Here is an 18,580-nt window from a genome sequence, read left to right on the forward strand (position 1 = left end):
ACTCTGTGGTGCCGAGAGAGACGGTATGTCCGAAGCACCACTCGTCCGGTTCGGATTCCCGGGTTTCTGGATCGGAATCGGCGTAATCCAGTGGTACTGGCCGGCCGCAATCTTCCCGGCATTCTCGAACGAGGACGTGACGCCGGGCGCTCGCGGATTCGCGGTGGCGTGGCTGCTGGTCGGGGCGGTACTCGGGTACGTCTTCGTTCCCGGACTCGGCGCGTTCAGCGGGTGGTTCGTGCCCGGGTTCGTCCTCGTGGTCGTGGGCCTGCTTCAGGCGGCCTGGCCGGCGTGGTCACCGCCCGCGGGAATCGTCACGGAGCGACAGTACGGCACCTCTCTGGCCGGACTCGGGGTCGCCGTGCTGGTGTTCGGCCTGCTCTAGAGCGGCGTGCCCTGGCCGTCCCCCTCGGCCTGCGTGGCGGCCTGCTCGCGCATTGCCTGAACCTCCTCGACGTAGTCGTAGCCCGGGATGATTCCCTGGAACCACGTCCCTTCGACGTAGTTCACGAGCGCGAGCGCGTCGTCTGCCGCCGTGTCGTCATCCCCGGACACGCGCGTTTCGACAGTCACCTCGTCGGTGCCACGCTCGACATCCGGCGCGGCGACGTCGTCGGCGATCGCGACGCCGGGGGCGTCCTCGACCCGGCGCTCGAACGTCTCGTACCAGCCGTCCTCGACGACGTCCGCGACGGGTTCAGTGGTCGCCGCGTCCAGCGTCGGCAGCGTCACCGTGACGGACACCGCGTCGTCCCGGAGTGCCACGGTCGCCTCGAAGTCGTTCGTCGTCGGCGCAAATCCGTCATCTGTGCGCTCGAAGTGCCGGTGGTCCTCGAACGCCGCCTCGGCGTCACTCATTACTCCACCGAACGACGCGCGAGCAGTTGTGCGTTGCGCTCCGGCGCGTCACTCCCTCACGCGACCGTTCCGGTGGTCGTAAGTACCGCTGGCGCACAGCTACCGCCAACCCGGGCGATGGCGTCCGCCCACCCCAACCGCCGGACACGCCGGCTGATGACGCCTTCTCACAGCCATGTCCAGAGATTCACTCCGCGCGCTCGAGGTGCTCGCGCTCGTCGGCGTCGGCGGGTTCGCCGGCGCGAACCTCCGGTACGCCGTCGCTTCGCATTCGCTCGCGACGAACCTCGTCCTCGCTACGCTCGGCCGAGACGCCGTCTCGCTCGCCGCACGCGGCCTGCTCGGCACGCTCGCCGTGAACGCGGTCGGGAGTCTCGCGCTCGGCTTTCTGGTCTACGAGGCCGTCGGCGACAGCGTCCTCTCTGAGGGCTCCCGGACCGTGCTCGCGACAGGCTTCCTCTCCTCGTTCACCACGTACAGCACGTTCGCCGTGCAGACCGCCGGCGTCTCGCCGCCACTGATGGTGGCGAACGTCGCCGCGAACTACCTGCTCGGGTTCGCTGGCGTCGTCGCGGGGCGAGCGCTCGCCACGCGCTACGGAGGTGGCGCGTGATGGACCTCCCGCTCGCTCCCGCGCATCTCGTCGGCACGGGCGGTGCAATCGGCGCCGTTCTCCGGTACGGAGTCGGCGAATTCGTCGACGTCGAGGGCTACCCGGCGGGCACGCTCGTCGTGAACGTCCTCGGAACGTTCGCGCTCGCGCTCCTCACGTTCGCGAACGCCGGCGCCGACGCGATGCTCCTGCTCGGCACCGGCGTCTGCGGGTCGTTCACCACGTTCTCCTCGTTCAGCGTCGACGTGGTCGGCCTCGCCGAGAACGAGCGGTACGCGGCCGCCGCGTTCCACGCGCTCGGGAATTTGATGGGTGCGGCGGTAGCGATTGGGCTGGCGTGGCTGCTGGCCGGGTGACGCTACTCCCGGAGTGGCTTCCGCATGCAAGTCGCGGTCGACGGGCAGACGTCCGTGAACTGGCTGGTCTGACGGAGTTCTCGGGGCGCGCGCTCCCGGTCGACCGCCTCGTAGCCGCGCGTCCGGAAGAACCCTGCCGCTGACGTGGTCAGCAGGTAGAGCTCGTCGACCCCGTTCTCCCTGGCGTGGCCCTCCAGAGCGTCACAGAGCGCGGTTCCGTAGCCCCGTCCTCGCACCGAGTCAGCGACGACGAGCGACCGGAGGAGCGCGCTCGACGCGCGTGGTTCGAGCGCGCCAGCACCGACGACGTCGCCGCCGTCGACGGCGACGAGGAGAGACGCCTCGTTCGGTTGCAGGTCGCGGTGCGGGAGGTCGTTCGCGTTCAGCAGCGCGACCACGCGGTCGTGGTCTTCGGGTTCCGCAGCTCGAACGGTCGGTACGTCGGCGGTCACGCCGGCTGACACCCGTCACTGTTCGAGGGGTGCGCGACGGTGATGCGGACGCGGCCGGCGACGTCGAACGCGAACCCCTGGCACTCGTTGAAACACTCGACAAGCGTCGCGGTGCGGCGCGCACTGACGGCCAGCGCGCCGAGGGACGCGACGACGGCGGCGCCCGCGAGCGGGTTGCTCGCGGTGAACAGCGAGAGAGGAACGGCTGCCATCACGGCGTACACCGCGAGGACGCCGCGCCAGGTGGGTTGGTCGACGAGCGGTCCGTTTCGGGGGGTGGATGGGGGTTCGTGCATGGTAGGTTGGTCGTATCGTGGTCGCTCAGCGGTGGCTGTCGTCGGGCCCGTCACGCCGACGGCTTCTCGGCCTCGATGGTCGCGGAGACGACGTATTCGCTCAGGTCGCGTTCGGCGTCCCACTCGCGGATGAACGACTCGCTGTCGTCCTTCGGCTCGATGACGACACCCTCGAATCCGGCGTCCGCGAGCATCGCCTCGAGGTCGGGAATCGGTGACGCGCCCGCGACGCACGCGGCGACTGATTCGGGGTCGGCGCGCACGTCGTCCGGGAGGTCCGCGGTCAACACGACGTCCGAGATGGCGAGGCGGCCACCCGGGCGGAGAGCGCGGTATGCCTCCCGGAACACCCGCGGCTTGTCCGGCGAGAGGTTGACGACGCAGTTCGAGATGACGACGTCCACGGTCTCGTCGGCGACCGGGAGGTGTTCGATCTCGCCGAGGCGGAACTCGACGTTTCCGGCGTCGTTCTCCGCAGCGTTCTCGCGGGCTTTCTCGACCATCTCCGGCGTCATGTCGACGCCGACGACGGACCCTTCGACCCCGACTTCGCGTCCCGCGAGGAAGCAATCGAATCCGCCACCAGACCCCAGGTCGAGGACGTCGTCGCCGGCGTTCATGCTCGCGAGCGCCGTCGGATTCCCGCAGCCGAGGCCGAGGTTCGCGCCGGCCTCGACGGCGTCGACGTCGTCGTCCGAGTACCCGAGGTCTCGCGCGCGGTCGTCGGGCGCGTCCGCTGTCGACGGTGCGTCTGCGGTGCCGCCGCAGCACGACGAGGATTCGCTGGCGATGCTGCCGTAGCGCTCGCGGACGGCCGCTCGCTGTTCGGCCGGGTCGATGCTCGCGCTGTCGTCGGTGGTACGGGTGTCGTCAGTCATCGTCGAGTTCCCTCGTACTGTCGAGAACCGACAGGATGCGTTCGGCGCGCGCGGTCGCGGTGTAGTACCGCCACCGCCCCTCTTTCCGCCGCTCCACCAGTCCGGCACTGAAGAGCCGCGAGAGCGCTTGGCTGACGGCACTCTGACTCACACCGAGCGCCGGCTCGATCTCACAGACGCAGACGTCGTCCTCGGCATCCGCGATGAGACGCAGCGCCTCGTAGCGCGTATCGTTGCCGAGCGTCGCGAGCGTCTCGACGTCCGCCGCGAGCGCGTCCTCCGTCAGGGAGTGGCTTGCTGGCTGGCAGCAGCCCGCCGCTGGGCCGCTGGCGCTGGCCGACTCCGTTTCGCTCTCTTGCTGACCCATCTTAGCAATTACTAATATTAGCAGCCACTAATATAGTTGTTCGGGTGGTGACGGCTATGGCCTGTATTCGAGGAATACGTACGGAACACGTTCTGAAATCCCGGATAAGCTAGAGGAAATTCGACAGAGCGTTGGCAATATCAGAAGGTGAACCAGCCGACCGCGGCTTCCGTTCGCGGCGCGAGCGGTTCGCTAGAACCCGAGCGCTGCGATTCACTTCGCGAACGAGCATCGCGAGTGAGCGGAGGCCGAGGAGTGACTACCGCGCCCGCAGGGCGCGACAGGAGCGACGCTGTGCTTTTAGCGTAGCTTTTGCCAGCGAAGGAGCGAAGCGACTGAGCGCAGCAAAAGGTACGTGCGAGGGGTGGGATTCGAACCCACGAACCCCTACGGGAGCGGGTCTTAAGCCCGCCGCCTTTGGCCGCTCGGCCACCCTCGCATCCGTCTGTGCGCCCCGGGGAGAGAAGTCGGTTACGGTGTCAGTGGCGGTGGTCGTAGAGCGCGGTGGCAGCGCCGAACCCGAGACTGGCGGCGAGGAGCGCCGCGCGGTTGCGGAGCGTCCACGTCGTGCCGAGCACCGGGGTTGCGACGGCGAGAAGAGCGAGGAAGGCGAGCGCGGTGACGAGGAGGCAGAGGTAGAGCGCGCGCACGCTACCAGTCGACGGAGAGCGTGCCGTCGCCGTGGGGGTCGGGCGCAATCTCTTCGTCGGTGCGGCGGTCGACGACGTGGATGACGCCGTCGCCCTTCTTCGCGGGGCAGGCGTCGGCAGCGGCGACGTTGTGCTCGAGGTCGTCCTCGCTGAAGAAGTACGAGACGGGTTTCGCCATGCCGGAGGTGACGTCCATCTCCCAGTTGGTGGAGACCTCCGCGCACTTGCCCGCCCCGAAGCACTTGTTCGCCTCGAAGATGACCTTGTAGGGCTTCTCGTCGACGGGTGGCGCGTCGGCTTCGCCGAACTGGCTCGGGTCGACCGCGTCGTCGGCATCGGCCATGGGCGGGGTTGGAACCGGCGGCAGTTAAGCGGCGCTGTTCGGGAAGTGGAGACGGCCGGCGTTCAGTCGTGAATCTCGACGGATTCGAGCACGACGTCCGACTTCGGCTGGTCGTTTCGGTCGGTGTCGACGTCGCCGATCGCTTCGACGACGTCCATGCCCTCGGTGACCTTCCCGAAGACGGCGTGGCGGTCGTCGAGGTGGGGCTGGGCGTCGAGGGTGATGAAGAACTGGCTGCCGTTCGTGTCCGGGCCGGAGTTCGCCATCGAGAGGACGCCAGCGTCGTCGTGGCGCAGGTCGTCGTGGAACTCGTCGTCGAACTGGTAGCCGGGGCCGCCGCGACCCGTCTCCGTCGGGTCGCCACCCTGAATCATGAAGCCCTCGATGACGCGGTGGAACTGCACGTCGTTGTACAGCGCGTCGCCGCGCGTCTCGCCGCTATCGGGGTCTTCCCACGTCGTGGTGTCGGGTGCCGGGTCGGCGTCGGCCGCGGGGTCGTGTTCCGCGAGGTTGACGAAGTTCTCGACTGTCCTCGGCGCCTTCTCGTCGTACAGTTCGATCTCGATGTCGCCTTCGCTCGTGTGCAGGGTTGCGTCGGTGGTCATACGTGGCGGAGAAACGCAAGCCTCGCGGATAACGCTACCTACTCGATGCGCTCCACGGGCGGCGAAAGACGGTCTCGGAGCGCCGCCCTTCAGAACGACTGGAGGTCCGCGAGCACGTCCTCGGCGGAGCCGTCGGCGATGGCGTCGCGCGCGAGGTCGAGGCCTTCCCGGATGGAGTCGGCGTCCTCGCGGGCGTAGATACGGAGGGCAGCGTTGAGTGCTACGGCGTCCGCGAACTGGTCGTCGCGCTCGCCGGCGAGCACTTCGGTCGTGATGGTCGCCGAGTCAGCGGCGACGTCCTCAACGGCGAGGTCGTCGCTCTCGAAGTCCATGCCGTGCTCCGGCGTCTCCACGGTGAAGTCCTCCAGTTCGTCGCCCTCGCTCCACTCCGCGACTGTCGTGGAGCCGGGACGCACGTCGTCGTAGCCCTCCATCCCCTGGAACATGAGCACGCGAGAGAAGCCCGCGCGCTCGCTCTCCTGGACGGTGTCGACGATTTTCTTGGCGAACGCGAGGTGGTAGAAGGAGCCGAGGTAGACGTTCGCGTTCGCGGGGTTGCCGAGCGTCTCGACGGTGTTTACGAACGTCCGAACGCCCATCTGGTCGCGGCGGTCCCAGAGCGCGTGGACGACCGGGTTGAAGTTCGGCTGGTAGTAGAAGCCGAAGCCGACGTCGTCCACCATTTCGGCGGACTCCTCGGGCGAGAGATCGGTGCGCACGTCGAGGGCGTCGAGGACGTGCTTGTACGCGTCCTGTTTCTGCGTGGGAACGTGATCTCCAGAGTGCACGACGACGGGTGTGCCTGCGGCCGCGGCGACGACGCCGGCGGCCACGCCGAGTAGCGCGCTTCGCCCCTTGCCGTCGTAGTTCGCGCCGCAGTCCACGGGGTCGGCGTCGGGTTCTGCCGTCTGCACGCTCTCCTCGCGCATCACGTCGACGTACGCGCCGAGTTCCTCGCCGTTGTTGCGCTTCCAGCGGTTCGCCAGCCAGAACGCCCCGAGCGTCGTGGCGTCCGGCTCGCCGTCGAGAATGCGCTCGAACGCCTCCGCTGCTTGCTCGCGACTCATGTCCTCCGCGGACTTCGGCCCCGACCCACAGACCTCGGTCATCAGGCGCTTCAGCGGCCACTCGCCGTGCGCGTCGCTCATACTGGCAGTTCGCTCCGGCGGGCGTAAAGCCCCACGGTTCGGTTCGACGGCACCACCGCGCGGCGTCGCGACGAGTGAACCGACACACAGTAACGACCGGCCTGCCTACCCACGCGCAATGCCCGCGGACGACTGGCGCGAGCGCATCGACGACGTCGACGCGCGCCTCGTCGACGAGTACCAGAGCGACCTCCCGGTCGAGGAGCGGCCGTTCCGGGCGGTCGCCACGGACCTCGGCACCACCGAGGACGACGCGCTCGCTCGCGTCGAGAACCTCCGCGAGATGGGCGTCTTCCGGCGGTTCGGCGCAGTGCTGAATCCGCCCGTCATCGGGAGTTCGACGCTCGCGGCGGTGCAGGCGCCCGAGGACCGCTTCGAGGAGATTGCTGACGTCATCAACGGCTACCGGCAGGTGAACCACAACTACCGGCGCGACCACGACTGGAATCAGTGGTTCGTCGTCACCGCCGCCGACCGCAACGCGCGCGACGCGATTCTCGACGAAATCGAGGAGCGAACGGGGTGTGACGTCCTGAATCTCCCGATGCTCACTGACTACTACATCGACCTGGAGTTCCCGGTCGTCAACGCTGACCGGTTCGCACGCGAATCGGTCGATTCGACCGCCGTCTCGGCCACGCGAATCAGCGAAACGGCAGCGGGCGACCTGACGGAACTCGAGGCCGACCTCCTGCTCGAAATTCAGGACGGGTTCCCGCTCTCGGCAACTCCGTACCGCGACGTCGCCGCGTCCATCGGCGCGGACGTCGAGGACGTACTCGCGGCAGTCGAACGCCTGCTCGCGGACGGGTGCATCAAGCGCGTCGGCTGTGTCGTCAACCACGTCGTCACCGGGTTCGACGCGAACTGCATGGTCGTCTGGGACGTCCCGGACGACGAACTCGACGAACGCGGGGTTGCAGCGGGCGGTCTGCCCTACGTGACGCTGTGCTACCACCGCCCGCGGCGACCCGACCAGGACTGGCCGTACAACCTCTTCACGATGATCCACGGCCGCGAGAGCGACGCCGTCGACGATAAGATAGACGAGCTCGCCACAGAGCACCTCCCCTTCGAGCACGAGCGCCTCTACTCGACTGAGACGCTGAAGCAGACGGGTGCGCAGTACGACGACCTCGTCGGTGAGTGAGTCGCCGTCACCGGCGGAAACAGGCCGGTCGTCGGACTACTCGCGCGCGGTCGTAAACAGGATTGGTGCGACGACTAGCAACGCGATGCCGAGGAAGCGGTACGTGAACGCGTTGCTGGCGCCGCCGAGCAGCGACCCCGGCGTCAACAGGAACAGAACGCCGAACAGCAGCGCGTTCGCTGAGACTATCTTTCGCGAGCCGAGTGGGATTGCGCCGACGACAGAGAGCCCGAACAGCAACAGCAGCGCGTGCCCGACGTGGTACGGGACGAGGAAGTCGTCGACGAGGGGCAGCGGTGTGAACGCCATCGTTGCTTCGATTTCGCCGCGAAATCCCCTTTAAGGTTCCGTTCCGCCGTTCGCGTTCCCGAGGTCGAGTGGCCGGATCCAGCCGGCCCACACGACGACCACCATCGCGGCGTACCCCGTCGCCCAGACGGCCGCGCCGAGTGTCGGATAGCCCGCCTGATGCAGCGCGAAGTCCATCACTCCGGGGAGCACGACGCCCGCAACGAGGAGCGCCCCCAGCGTCACGCGTGAGTCCATGTCCGTGTTCTACACAGCGTAGCCGCGTCAATCCCCCGGTTCCGGACGGCCCGGTAGTGCGCTGTGAACGCAGGACAGCGGAAACCCTTATGGGGGTGAGACGAGTGGACCAACCACATGGAAGACGTATTCGTCGGCCAACTCATGTCCGAGGAACTCGCGACCGTCGACCCGGACGCGCTCGTCGAGGACGCCGCCACGCTCATGCTCGACCGCGGTATCAGTTCCGTCGTCGTCGTGGACGACCAGGACCGACTCGAGGGCATCCTCACCACCACGGACTTCGTGCGAATCGTCGCCGAACAGAAACCCAAGGACCAGACGCCCGTTTCGGCGTACATGACCACGGACGTGAAGACCGCCGGCGCCCAGGACTCCGTTACGGACGTCGCGGACGCCATGGTCGAACACGGTTTCCACCACGTCCCTGTCGTCGACGGCGAGGAAGTCATCGGCATCATCACCACCACGGACCTCACCGCGTACGTCTCGCAGGTACAGACGCCGAGTCCGTCGTAGACCGTCGGCTATCGGTCAGTACCGATTTGAGAAAATGAGTGGGCCAGTGCGGATTTGAACCGCAAGCTTCCACCTTATCAGAGTGGCGCTCTACCTAATTGAGCTACTGGCCCGAACGCAGTCGTTCGTTTGCCGGTGGTACAATTAAGGGTTTCCTTTCGACACCACGTCACCGAGTTTCGTCGTCGTCGACGTCTACGTCGTAGGCGTCCTCGCCGAGGTCGACGGTGTCGCTATCGTCCGGTGAGTCGCTGGCGTCTCCCGGGTCGACCCCACCGCCGAAGGGGCCGCCGCCCGCGTCGGCGTCGCCGCCTCCGCCGAACGGACCTGCTCCGCCAGCGCCGCCGAAGGGGTCGTCGCCGTCGTTTCCGGGGAAGCCGAACGTGTAGACGTTCCCGGTGGCGAACCCGCCGGTCTTCGCGTCGAGTTTCGGCGTGATGACCCAGCGCTTGAGCGCGTACCGGATGGGGATGCGCGTGACGGGAATCACGAGCAGGAACCCCAGGGCGTCTGTGACGAGGCCGGGCGTGAGGAGAAACGCGCCCGCGGCGATGAGCAGGCCGCCGTCGACGAGTTCGTCGGTGGGCGCTTCGCCCTTCGCGAGCGATTGCTGGAGACGCCTGATGGTGGCGCGGCCCTCGGCGCGCACGAACAGTGTGCCGAGGAGCGCGGTGAGTACGACGAGCGCGACGGTCAACTCCCAGCCGATCTGGCCCGCGACGAACACGAGGAACAGGGCGTCCGCCAGCGGGACGACCAGGAGCGCCACGAACAGCCACCGGAGTCGCATGCGTTGTCGTAGTCAGTGGCGACCCATATCCTTTCTGCAAACACCGGGCTAGGAGTTGCGTGTCGGTTCTCGCTCTCCGATGGCTGAAACCTCGCGGCGCTAGCTCGTTCAATCCACCAGGGGGTCGGCTATCCGGCTGCCGTCGAACGCCGGCTTCCCGTGTCGACTGCCCGTGTCGAAACCGTTTCACGCGCGCGACGCCGAACGTCGGTATGGACGACGCTGCGGACGGGACGCGCGTAGAGTGGCGCGAGTGGGGCGCCGAGGCATTCGCGGAGGCCCGCGAGCGGGACGTTCCCGTGCTCGTGGCGCTGACGGCGTCGTGGAGCGACTGGTGCCGGCAGATGGACGAGCGGACGTACGCCGAACCGCGCATCGCCGCGAACGTGAACGACGACTTCGTACCGGTGCGAGTGGACGCGGACCGCCGCCCGCGCGTACGCGAGCGGTACAACATGGGCGGGTTCCCGTCGACGGTGTTCGTGACGCCCGCTGGCGAGCACATCGCGGGCGCGACGTTCCTCGAACCCGAGGGGATGCGCCAGGTGCTCGAGCGAGTGCGGGAGACGTGGGGGGAGAAGGGCGACGAGGCGGGCCGCATTCCGCGCGCGCTCCGAGGCGACGAACCGCCGGCGGGCACGATATCCGCGGACATCGAGCGACTCATCGCGGGCCAACTCACCGACCAGTACGACGCCGAGCACGCGGGCTGGGGGCAAAGCGAGAAGTTCCCGCTCCCCGAGACGGTGCGGTTCGCGCTGAAACGGGAGCGCGACCAGGCGCTGCGGACACTCGACGCTGTGACGCGCAACCTCGCGGACGACGTGGACGGCGGGTTCTTCCGGTTCGCGCACGCCCGTGACTGGTCGGACCCGCAGCGCGAGAAGGTGCTCTCGGAGAACGCGAGTCTCCTCAGGGCGTACGCGGACGCGTACCTCCACACGGGCAGCGAGGAGTACCGCGGTCCCGCCGAGAACACCATCGACTACCTGACGGGGACGCTGTGGACGGGTGAGGCGTTCGGGAGCAGTCAGGCGGCGGGCGAGTACTTCGAGGCGCCCGCAGACGAGCGCTCGAGCCACGCCGAACCCGCCGTCGACGGCACCGCGTACGCGGGCGTGAACGCGCTGGCGGCGGACGGACTCACGAGGTTCGCGGCGTACACGGACGACGAGCGCGCCCGCCGGTACGCAGAGCGCACGCTCGAGTACCTCGAGCGCGAACTCGTCGCGGACGACGGCACTGTCCGACACTTCGCCGACGGCGCGCCCGAAACCGACCAGCCACCGGAGAAACTGCTCGCGGACCACGCGCAGGTCGCTCGCGCGTTCGCCACCGCCGCGCAGGTGCTCGACCCCGCGTTCCTCGACACGGCGCGGGCGGTCGCCGACACGGCCATCGACGACCTGCAGGACGCGACGGGTGCGTTCCGGGACGGCCCGGAGTCCGGCGCGGGCTTGCTCGACCGGCCGCTGCGCCCCATCGACGACGCGGCGGTGCTCGCGGACGCGCTCGTCGACATTCACCACTTGAGCGGCGAATCGCGGTACCAGAACGCAGCAGCGGACGCAGTCGCGGCGTTCGCGGACGCCGCGGACAGGATGGGCGTGCAGGTGGCGGCGTATGGTACGGCGGCAGCGCGCGTGACGAATCCACCGCTCGTCGTCGCCGTCGCGGACGACCCCGGGAGCGACCTCCATCGCGCGGCGCTCCGCGTCGCGGACCACGAGAAGGTCGTCGTGCCGAACGCCGACGGCGAACCGGGGACGGCGTGGCTCCGGGAACCGGACGCCGCGACGGACGCCGTCGACTCTCCGGACGCGCTCGTGGGCCTCGTCGGAGACGCCAGATAGCGCGCTCGTGGCCGCCGCATTCGAACGAGTGGTGTCACTCCGGAGTAGCGGGAGAAGGGGCCGAACTGTCGACCTGGCCGCCCCGCGCTTCTCGTTTTCCGACCCAGGACAGAAATAAACCGACGATGGGTTTTTACGCCAGCGACGGGAAAAGCCCACGAGATGGCCAACCTGGAGGACCTAGGACTCTCAGAGTACGAGGCGAGCACATATCGTGCGCTCCTCGACACTGGACCGGCAACCGCAAAGGAGTTGTCTAACGAGAGCGGGGTGCCGATGGGCCGGATATACGACATCCTCGGGAGCATCGAATCCCAGCATCTCGTGCGGAGTCAGGCCGCGAGTCGCCCGAAGAAGTACGTCGCCGTCGAACCCGACACCGCGCTCGACCGCTTACTCGAGGACCGCGAGCGCGAACTCCAGGAGCGCGCCGACCAGTACGCGTCCGTCGTCGACGAACTCACGCGCGAACTCAGCGACCCCAGCGAACCCGAGGAGGGGTTCTGGACGGCCGCGCTCGGCCCGGAAGACTCCGTGGAGCTCCTCTTCGAGCGCATTGACGCCGCGAACGACAGCGTCGTCCTCGTCTCCGGAACGCCCTCCTCGAGTTTCGACGTCGACGACGTCAGCGGGCGCGTGCTCGACCACCTCGAGGATGCGCTCGAACGCGACGTCACCGTGCGCGTGCTCATCTCGGGTGACCTCGCGCACTCGCTCCCGCCGGCCGTGAACGAACGCTACGTCACTGACCTCGCGTCCCACCCCGAGTACGAGGTGCGCGTCGGCAGCAGCATCGACGGCAACGCCACCATCATCGACGGCGCCGAGGTCTGCCTCGAGGTGTCGAACCCCGTCGACCCCGACGAGTCCTTCGCCATCATCGACCTCCAGGACGCCGGGTTCGCCACGGACGTCTACGACGCGTTCACCGACAGCTGGGCGAACGCCGACGAGCTCAGCTGACGACCGAATCCGTGGCCCGCTCGATTCCTGCCTGGGCCACGGGCCGCTCGATTCCTGCCTGAGTCCACGGACCGCTCAGTCGGAGAACTACTGGCCGTTCACTTCCTCGCGCAGCGCGCCGAACTCCGCGACGCGCTCCGCGTGGGCGTTGTGCTGGTGGATCGACTCGTCGTTCGACTGCTTCATCGTGACAATCGCGTCGTCCGGCAGGTGGTCGAACGTCTCGACGACGCCGTCGGCCATCGAGCGCACGCAGTCCTCCACGAACTTCGCGTTCGCGTGTGCCGCGTACGTCATGTGGTCCTCGTCGGGTCGCTTGGCCATGTTGTAGATGCGGGCGCTCATCGAATCCCGCGCGAGGTCGATGACGTCGCCGAGGTCGACGTTCGGGTCGCCGGTCGCCTCCACGGTGAGCGTCGCGTGCCCGCGCTGGCTGTGCCCCGCCTGCGGGACCTCCTGGAGGAACTCCCGGACCTCCTCCTCGCCGACGCCGAGGTCCCGGAGTTCCGCGCGAGCGTGCCCCTCCATCATGCGCTGGCTGCACGGGCAGACTGTCATGCCGACGACGCGCGCGCCGATCTCCTCGCGGGTCGGCGCGTCCTCGCGGGCCGTCGCGGACGCGATGATGTCCGCCGTCCCCTGGGTCTTGCGCCCGGAGGCGGGCGTCTCCTCGTTCAGCATCAACTCCGCCTCCATCTCCACGGTGGCGGTGGTGGTGTAGTCGTGTTTCTCCAGTAGGCGCTCGGCGACGTCGCCGCACATCTCCTCGACGCGGAAGACGGGTTCTGCCACGGCGTCCTCCAGGGTCTCGTCGATGACCTCCATGTTGCGGCTCATGTCGATTCCCTTTCGGCCCTGGGGGAGGTCGACGAACACCTCGAACTCGGCCATCAACACGATGGGGCGCTTGTCCTCGCGCGCGAGTTTCACCAGTTTCTCGACGTCGGTCACGCCGACCTGGCTCAGACCGACGGAGACGTCAGGCTCGCTCGCCTGCACGTCAGGTAGCTGCTTGCTCATTGAGGCGGCGTTGGGTCGGAAGCTCACTAACCCTTTTCATTCCGGCGACACGCTCGAAGAATCAGTCCGCCTGCGACTCCGACTGGCCCTCACTCGAGTTTGCTCAACGCCCGGAAGAAGTCGCTGTCCGGGCCCGCGACTCGCGCCGGTTCCTCGGCCGTCCGCAGCGTCACCGTCGTCGGCAGGTCCACGCGTTCCTCGTTCGACCCGTCCGAGGAGACGACGGCGTGGTCCGCTCCGTCTGCGCGAACGGTCACCTCACTGTCGTGCGGGACGACGAGCGACGGCATCGCCTCCGCCGCGCACATCCCGGTGACTACTAGTCCGCGCACGCCGGGTTGCACGAGCGGGCCGCCTTCGCTCAGGTTGTACGCCGTGCTCCCCGTCGGCGTCGCCACCAGCACGCCGTCTGCGTGCATCGCCTCGTACAGCGACCCGTCGACGCGAACCTCCACGTCCACGCCCTGCCCGTGTCCGCGCTGCTCGCCCTGCACCGCCACCTCGTTCAGCGCCGGCGGGAGCGACCACCCGCGCTCCCCCGACGCGACGACCCGGGGCGCCTCCCGGAAGCGCACGGTCCCCTCCGTCTCGTAGCGTTCGACCTCTCGGCGGACGGCCTCGACGGCGTCTGCAGGTTTCACCGCGTTCAGAAAGCCGACCTCGCCGAGGTTCACGCCGAGCACCGGCACCGACTCCGCGCCCCGCGCCGCGAACAGGAACGTGCCGTCACCGCCGATGCTCACCACGAGGTCGCAGGCGTCGAACTCCCCGACATCCCGCCCTGGCACGTCGATTTCCGTGGCCGTCGCCGCGTCGACCCACGCGTCGACGCCCTCGTCGACGAGCATCTCCCGAACGTCCGCCGCGAGGTAGGCAGCCCGGTCGTTCCCGCGCTGTGCGACGATTCCAACGCGCATACGCTCACTCACAGCGGCGACTATGAAAAACCCGCGGCAGGAGGCGGCCGGCAGACGCGGCGACGCCGTCCGCCGGGGGAAACTACTTTTCGCTGCTCTGCGCAGGACCCAGACATGCAACGCACGGCGCAACGCGCCGAACCCACGAGGGGTGGCTGTGGCTGACGACGAGGACGGCGACTGGTTCGAGGACGCCTTCGACGACGAACCGGACGCCGCGAACGCGGCCGAGGAGGACGCAACCGACGCGGACGAGAGCGACGCGGACGAGAACGACACCGAGACGAACGCAAACGACGAGGAGACAACCGACTCGATTGCGGACGACTCGGTTCCGGACGACTCGGTTCCGGACGACCCGTCGCCGTCCGAACAGTCCGTGGACACCGCAGAGAACGACACGGACGACCCATTCGGTGACGCCTTCGACGGCGACTCCCACCAGCCGGCGGCCTCCGGAGCGGCCGACTCCAGCGGCCAGGACGACCTCTTCGACGACGACTTCGCCAACGCGTTCGGCGGCGCGCCGTCCCCCGGCGGCGACGGCGAGGATTTCGGCTTCGACGTCGACGGCGACGTCGGCGCTGGCGCTCCCGGCGGCTTCGACACCGACGAGGAGTACGAATCCGACATCCCGCGCATCGACCTCGGCATCGACGGCCTCGACGACATGATCCAGGGCGGCGTCCCCGAGCGTTCGCTCATCGTCGCCGTCGGCGGCGCCGGCACCGGGAAGACCACGTTCGGCCTCCAGTTCCTCAACGAAGCCATCCAGAACGGCGACCGCGCCGTCTTCATCACCCTCGAAGAGTCCCGCGAGCGCGTCCTCGAGAGCGCCGCCGACAAGGGCTGGTCGTTCCAGACCCACGAGGAAGAGGGGCGTCTCGCCATCATCGACATCGACCCCGTCGAGATGGCGAACTCCCTCACCAGCATCCGGAACGAACTCCCGCGCCTCGTCGAGGAGTTCGGTGCCACCCGCCTCGTGCTCGACTCGGTGTCCCTGCTCGAGATGATGTACGACGAACAGTCCACCCGGCGCACCGAGATCTACGACTTCACGAAAGCACTGAAGGACGCCGGCGTCACCACGATGCTCACCAGCGAAGCCTCCGAGGACAACGAATTCGCCTCCCGCCACGGCATCATCGAGTACCTCACCGACGCCGTCGTCGTCCTCCGCTACATCCGCCCCGACGACTTCCGAGAGACCCGCCTCGCCGTCGAAATCCAGAAGATCCGGGACGCCAACCACTCCCGCGAGACCAAACCATACGAAATCACCCACCAGGGCATCAGCGTCTACCGGCAGGCCAACATTTTCTAAGGGACCTTTTGCGCTGCGGGCGCGCAAAGCGCGCCCTCGGCAAAAGCTCCGCCAAAAGCACTCCTCCCTCGGTTCGTTCGCGTTGCTCACGGCTTCGCCGTTCGCATTCCCGAGGTTCTCGCTTCGCTCGAACCTCGCTCTCACTCCCCTCGGTCGTCGGCCCGCGCTCCCTTCGGTCGCGCGGTGAATCGCGGCGCTCGGGTCCGTTAGACCGCTCGCGCCGCGAACGCTGGCGGCTATCGGCTGCTATGAGTGCTGGTGACGACCGGCTGCGTAGATTCAAGTGGGAGAACGGAACCAACCTCGGCTGTGAGTTGACAGCCAGCGCAGGTCGGCCGAGGCGGGAGTACGGCAACCCGGCCTGTGGAGTGTGGTTCGAAACGAACCATCTGCCGTCTGTTCGCAACCATCCAAACCGTGAGGCGAGCATCCGCGAGCGAGCGGCTTGAAAAGCCCGAGCGAAGCGGTTCACCGAGCGCGAACGAAGTGAGCGCTCGGGCCGACGAACCCCCGAAGGGGGTGAGGAGTGCTTTTGGCGTAGCTTTTGCCAGCGAAGGAGCGAAGCGACTGAGCGCAGCAAAAGGTACTACTGCATCGAGAGGTAGGTCTCCGTGCTTTCGACACCGGCAGTGGCCTGGATGGCGTTCGCAGCGATGTTCTTGACGTCTGCGGGGGAGTCGACGTCGAGTTTGGCGATGATGTCGACGTCGCCGGCGACGACGTGTGCGTCGACGATGCCGTCGATGGATGCAACGTCGTCGAGGAGGCGGTCGGCGTCGCCCGTGTTGGCCTTCACGAGCACGTAGGCAACCACCATCAGGCACCACCCCTGGTGGGTTCGTCGCCGACGAGCATCTGGCGGACGCCGTCGAGCGCGTCGAACTCCGCGAGCACGGCGATTCGGTCGCCGACGTCGAGGGTCTCGTCGGGGATTGGAAGACCGAGCTCGCCGTCCTCCTTGCCGAACGCGAGGAGGCGGGCGCGCGAGGGGAGTTCGAGTTCGCTGATTGTGTAGCCGTGCATGGGCGCGTCGCGGGTGACGGTGAACTGGACGACCTGGAGGTTCACCGCGAGGTCGGCGATGGCGGTGACGTTGCCGCCGAGGAGCGCGTTCTTCGCGCCGATGGCGCCGAGGCGTTCGGGGTAGACGATTTCGTCGACCTCGTCGGCGTACTTCCGGTAGATCTCCTCGCGGTAGTCCTCGTCGATGCGGAGGACGGTGCGACAGCCGCGGTGTTTGCCGACCATGCAGGCGACGAAGTTGGTGTTGAGGTCACTGGTGAGCGCGCCGAGCGCGTCGGCGGTGTCCAGTCCCGCTTCGTCGAGGACGTCCTCGCTGGAGCCGTCGCCCTCGATGACGTCGAAGCCGTCGGTTCGCGCGCGGTCGGCCTTCTCGGTGTCGTGTTCGATGAGTGTGATGTCGTGGCCCTCGGTCGCGACGACGCGGGCCGTCCGTAGCCCGACGCGGCCGGCGCCGATGATGACGATTCGCATGGCCGTTCGTACACCGGGACGCGACAAATAGGTTTGTGCAGCGTTAGCACGCACCAACGTTTTTGCTCTCGGCGGTCGAACCCGGGAGCATGGTGCACGCGTTCATCATGGTGAAAGCCGGCGCAGGCGAGGCTCAGACGGTCCGCGACCAGATGGCGGGGTTCGACGGCGTCGAAGCGGCGCACGTCGTCGCTGGGCAATTCGACATCATCGCGGAGGTCGACGGCCCGGAGGTCAACAACGTACTCGACACCGTCTCGAACCGCATCGGCACTGTCGACGGCGTCACGAACACCAAGACGTACATCTCGCTGTCGGCGGCGTGAGAAACGAGTGAGGAGTGGTCAGAACTCCTGTTCCTGTAGGTCGTGGGTTTCGAGCCACTCCTCGAGGGTCGCTTTCTGGTCGTCGAGACGGGGCGTGCGCTCGGCGTACACGTAGTCGAACAGTTCGTCGACGTCGGGTTCGCCGACGTCCTCTGCGGCGTCGATGGCGTCGTCGAGTTCGGTCTCGGCGTCGTCCCAGCACTCCTCGACGAACCCGTCGTCGACGGCGTCCTGCTCGCGGAGGTAGGACTCGAATCGCTCGAGTGGGTCGGCGGTGCGCCACTCCGGGAGGTCCTCCTCGTCGGGGCGATAACGCTCGGGGTCGTCGCTCGTGGTGTGGGCACCCTGCCGGTAGGTCAGGCTCTCCACGAGCACGGGTTCGCCGGCCCTGGCGTCCTCCAGGGCGTCCGCGACCGTCTCGTACACTGCGACGGGGTCGTTGCCGTCGACCTGCACACCCTCGAAACCGTACGCTTCGGCCTTGACGGCGATGGACTCGCTTGCGGTCTGTTTCTCACGGGGGAGCGAGATGGCCCAGTTGTTGTTCTCGCAGAGGAAGACGACGGGCGCGTCGAAGACGCCCGCGAAGTTCATCCCCTCGTGGAAGTCCCCCTCGGAGGTCGCGCCGTCCCCGAAGTAACAGACGACGGCGTCGTCGTCGCTGCTCTCCTGGACGGCGCGCTCGTAGTTCATCGCCATCCCCGCGCCGACGGCGTGAGGAATCTGGCTGGCGATGGGGACGGCCTGCGGGAAGTTCGGCACGTCGTGGCCGGAGGTGAACTCGGCGTGGCCGCGGCGGAATAACAGGATGTCGCTGGCCGGGACGCCGCGCGCGAGTTGCATCGCGTTCGAGCGGTACGTCGGGAACAGCCAGTCGTCTTCGAGCATCGCGTGGGCGGCGCCGACCTGGGAGCCCTCCTGGCCCTTGTACGGCGGGTAGCCACTCATCCAGCCGCGGCGCTGGAGCGCCAGCGCCCGCTCGTCGAACTCTCGCGCTCGAATCATGTCCCGGAGGAGTTCGCGGGCCGCCTCGGCGTTCAGGGCCGTCTCCGAGAGGTCGCGCTCCCCGATGACGCGGTGCATGTGTCGGGACTCCGCGGCCAGTCACT

At 67.8% G+C, this 18,580-nt stretch carries 26 protein-coding genes, 2 tRNA genes and 1 riboswitch; of the genes, 9 read left to right on the forward strand and 19 right to left on the reverse strand.

All coding sequences use genetic code 11. The features are described 5' to 3' along the window. Nucleotides 1-25 precede the first annotated feature (25 nt). Nucleotides 26-385 (forward strand): hypothetical protein, encoded by a 360-nt coding sequence (locus LT970_RS10255; RefSeq protein WP_232686376.1) that lies wholly within the window; start codon nt 26-28, stop codon nt 383-385. On the opposite strand, the gene LT970_RS10260 is transcribed toward LT970_RS10255, so the two are convergent. Continuing rightward, on the reverse strand, nt 382-858 hold the full coding sequence (locus tag LT970_RS10260; RefSeq protein ID WP_232686377.1) for a DUF5813 family protein: 477 nt from the start codon (nt 856-858) through the stop codon (nt 382-384). The genes LT970_RS10255 and LT970_RS10260 overlap by 4 nt on opposite strands. A gap of 104 nt (nt 859-962) precedes the next feature. Beyond that, a riboswitch (Fluoride riboswitch) is annotated at nt 963-1,031 on the forward strand. A gap of 2 nt (nt 1,032-1,033) precedes the next feature. On the opposite strand from LT970_RS10260, the gene LT970_RS10265 reads away from it, so the two are divergent. Together LT970_RS10265 and crcB are read left to right on the forward strand one after the other, a co-directional pair. Continuing rightward, nucleotides 1,034-1,471 (forward strand): fluoride efflux transporter FluC, encoded by a 438-nt coding sequence (locus LT970_RS10265; protein WP_232686378.1) that lies wholly within the window; start codon nt 1,034-1,036, stop codon nt 1,469-1,471. Beyond that, nucleotides 1,471-1,827 (forward strand): fluoride efflux transporter CrcB, encoded by a 357-nt coding sequence (gene crcB / locus LT970_RS10270; protein ID WP_232686379.1) that lies wholly within the window; start codon nt 1,471-1,473, stop codon nt 1,825-1,827. Before LT970_RS10265 ends, crcB begins: the two co-directional genes overlap by 1 nt. A gap of 2 nt (nt 1,828-1,829) precedes the next feature. Here the strand turns inward: crcB and arsN2 are convergent, their stop codons facing one another. The 9 genes from arsN2 to LT970_RS10315 form a co-directional block, all read right to left on the reverse strand. Then, nucleotides 1,830-2,279 carry an arsenic resistance N-acetyltransferase ArsN2 gene (arsN2, locus tag LT970_RS10275; RefSeq protein WP_232686380.1) on the reverse strand — a complete coding sequence of 150 codons (450 nt, stop codon included), beginning with the start codon at nt 2,277-2,279 and terminating at the stop codon, nt 1,830-1,832. Further along, the gene (locus LT970_RS10280) at nt 2,276-2,575 is read right to left on the reverse strand and encodes a hypothetical protein (protein WP_232686381.1); all 300 of its coding nucleotides are present in this window, start codon (nt 2,573-2,575) and stop codon (nt 2,276-2,278) included. The genes arsN2 and LT970_RS10280 overlap by 4 nt, the downstream gene beginning before the upstream one ends. Before the next feature lie 50 nt (nt 2,576-2,625). Next, nucleotides 2,626-3,453, reverse strand: coding sequence for an arsenite methyltransferase (gene arsM, locus LT970_RS10285; RefSeq protein WP_232686382.1), 828 nt, complete (start codon nt 3,451-3,453; stop codon nt 2,626-2,628). Beyond that, entirely contained in the window at nt 3,446-3,820 is a 375-nt protein-coding gene (locus tag LT970_RS10290) for an ArsR/SmtB family transcription factor (RefSeq protein ID WP_232686383.1), read from the reverse strand. Before LT970_RS10290 ends, arsM begins: the two co-directional genes overlap by 8 nt. A 356-nt stretch (nt 3,821-4,176) precedes the next feature. Beyond that, a tRNA-Leu gene (locus LT970_RS10295) sits at nt 4,177-4,259 on the reverse strand. A gap of 40 nt (nt 4,260-4,299) precedes the next feature. Then, nucleotides 4,300-4,470: a hypothetical protein gene (locus LT970_RS10300; protein WP_232686384.1), complete on the reverse strand. Its 171-nt coding sequence runs from the start codon at nt 4,468-4,470 to the stop codon at nt 4,300-4,302. Nucleotide 4,471: 1 nt separating this feature from the next. Continuing rightward, nucleotides 4,472-4,813, reverse strand: coding sequence for a ferredoxin (locus LT970_RS10305; protein ID WP_232686385.1), 342 nt, complete (start codon nt 4,811-4,813; stop codon nt 4,472-4,474). Between the two features lie 62 nt (nt 4,814-4,875). Then, a complete protein-coding gene (locus LT970_RS10310) occupies nt 4,876-5,418 on the reverse strand; it encodes a peptidylprolyl isomerase (RefSeq protein ID WP_232686386.1) in 543 nt (180 codons plus the stop codon). 89 nt (nt 5,419-5,507) lie between these two features. Then, nucleotides 5,508-6,566 (reverse strand): anthranilate phosphoribosyltransferase, encoded by a 1,059-nt coding sequence (locus LT970_RS10315; RefSeq protein WP_232686387.1) that lies wholly within the window; start codon nt 6,564-6,566, stop codon nt 5,508-5,510. Between the two features lie 118 nt (nt 6,567-6,684). On the opposite strand from LT970_RS10315, the gene ahbB reads away from it, so the two are divergent. After that, entirely contained in the window at nt 6,685-7,716 is a 1,032-nt protein-coding gene (gene ahbB, locus LT970_RS10320; protein WP_232686388.1) for a siroheme decarboxylase subunit beta, read from the forward strand. A 36-nt stretch (nt 7,717-7,752) separates the two neighbouring features. Here the strand turns inward: ahbB and LT970_RS10325 are convergent, their stop codons facing one another. Together LT970_RS10325 and LT970_RS10330 are read right to left on the reverse strand one after the other, a co-directional pair. Next, nucleotides 7,753-8,025: a DUF8006 family protein gene (locus LT970_RS10325; RefSeq protein WP_232686389.1), complete on the reverse strand. Its 273-nt coding sequence runs from the start codon at nt 8,023-8,025 to the stop codon at nt 7,753-7,755. A 30-nt stretch (nt 8,026-8,055) separates the two neighbouring features. Further along, nucleotides 8,056-8,262 (reverse strand): DUF7996 family protein, encoded by a 207-nt coding sequence (locus tag LT970_RS10330; RefSeq protein WP_232686390.1) that lies wholly within the window; start codon nt 8,260-8,262, stop codon nt 8,056-8,058. Between the two features lie 117 nt (nt 8,263-8,379). Between LT970_RS10330 and LT970_RS10335 the strand changes: the two genes are divergently transcribed. Continuing rightward, nucleotides 8,380-8,781, forward strand: a complete 402-nt coding sequence (locus LT970_RS10335) for a CBS domain-containing protein (protein ID WP_232686391.1) — start codon at nt 8,380-8,382, stop codon at nt 8,779-8,781. Nucleotides 8,782-8,820: 39 nt separating this feature from the next. Here LT970_RS10335 and LT970_RS10340 read toward each other — a convergent pair. Together LT970_RS10340 and LT970_RS10345 are read right to left on the reverse strand one after the other, a co-directional pair. Further along, nucleotides 8,821-8,894 (reverse strand) — tRNA-Ile (locus LT970_RS10340). Nucleotides 8,895-8,950: 56 nt separating this feature from the next. After that, on the reverse strand, nt 8,951-9,571 hold the full coding sequence (locus LT970_RS10345; RefSeq protein WP_232686392.1) for an FxsA family protein: 621 nt from the start codon (nt 9,569-9,571) through the stop codon (nt 8,951-8,953). 212 nt (nt 9,572-9,783) lie between these two features. Between LT970_RS10345 and LT970_RS10350 the strand changes: the two genes are divergently transcribed. Both LT970_RS10350 and LT970_RS10355 read left to right on the forward strand, forming a co-directional pair. Then, nucleotides 9,784-11,424, forward strand: a complete 1,641-nt coding sequence (locus LT970_RS10350; protein WP_232686393.1) for a DUF255 domain-containing protein — start codon at nt 9,784-9,786, stop codon at nt 11,422-11,424. 162 nt (nt 11,425-11,586) lie between these two features. Beyond that, nucleotides 11,587-12,387, forward strand: a complete 801-nt coding sequence (locus LT970_RS10355; RefSeq protein ID WP_232686394.1) for a TrmB family transcriptional regulator — start codon at nt 11,587-11,589, stop codon at nt 12,385-12,387. 87 nt (nt 12,388-12,474) lie between these two features. Here the strand turns inward: LT970_RS10355 and mptA are convergent, their stop codons facing one another. Further along, entirely contained in the window at nt 12,475-13,407 is a 933-nt protein-coding gene (gene mptA, locus LT970_RS10360; RefSeq protein WP_232686395.1) for a GTP cyclohydrolase MptA, read from the reverse strand. Nucleotides 13,408-13,496: 89 nt separating this feature from the next. Next, nucleotides 13,497-14,324 carry an NAD(+)/NADH kinase gene (locus LT970_RS10365; RefSeq protein ID WP_232686396.1) on the reverse strand — a complete coding sequence of 276 codons (828 nt, stop codon included), beginning with the start codon at nt 14,322-14,324 and terminating at the stop codon, nt 13,497-13,499. 157 nt (nt 14,325-14,481) lie between these two features. Here LT970_RS10365 and LT970_RS10370 point away from each other — a divergent pair, with 157 nt between their 5' ends. Further along, nucleotides 14,482-15,651, forward strand: a complete 1,170-nt coding sequence (locus LT970_RS10370) for a KaiC domain-containing protein (RefSeq protein WP_349292211.1) — start codon at nt 14,482-14,484, stop codon at nt 15,649-15,651. A gap of 586 nt (nt 15,652-16,237) precedes the next feature. Here LT970_RS10370 and LT970_RS10375 read toward each other — a convergent pair. Both LT970_RS10375 and LT970_RS10380 read right to left on the reverse strand, forming a co-directional pair. Next, on the reverse strand, nt 16,238-16,468 hold the full coding sequence (locus LT970_RS10375; RefSeq protein WP_232686398.1) for an Lrp/AsnC family transcriptional regulator: 231 nt from the start codon (nt 16,466-16,468) through the stop codon (nt 16,238-16,240). Further along, complete coding sequence (locus LT970_RS10380) at nt 16,468-17,145, reverse strand: potassium channel family protein (RefSeq protein ID WP_232686399.1); 678 nt, start codon at nt 17,143-17,145, stop codon at nt 16,468-16,470. The genes LT970_RS10375 and LT970_RS10380 overlap by 1 nt, the downstream gene beginning before the upstream one ends. An 89-nt stretch (nt 17,146-17,234) precedes the next feature. Between LT970_RS10380 and LT970_RS10385 the strand changes: the two genes are divergently transcribed. Then, nucleotides 17,235-17,471, forward strand: coding sequence for an Lrp/AsnC family transcriptional regulator (locus tag LT970_RS10385; RefSeq protein WP_232686400.1), 237 nt, complete (start codon nt 17,235-17,237; stop codon nt 17,469-17,471). 18 nt (nt 17,472-17,489) lie between these two features. Here the strand turns inward: LT970_RS10385 and LT970_RS10390 are convergent, their stop codons facing one another. Beyond that, on the reverse strand, nt 17,490-18,554 hold the full coding sequence (locus tag LT970_RS10390) for a thiamine pyrophosphate-dependent dehydrogenase E1 component subunit alpha (RefSeq protein ID WP_232686401.1): 1,065 nt from the start codon (nt 18,552-18,554) through the stop codon (nt 17,490-17,492). Nucleotides 18,555-18,580 lie beyond the last annotated feature (26 nt).

Origin of the sequence: Halobacterium zhouii, assembly GCF_021249405.1 — an archaeon.
Lineage (GTDB): Archaea > Halobacteriota > Halobacteria > Halobacteriales > Halobacteriaceae > Halobacterium > Halobacterium zhouii.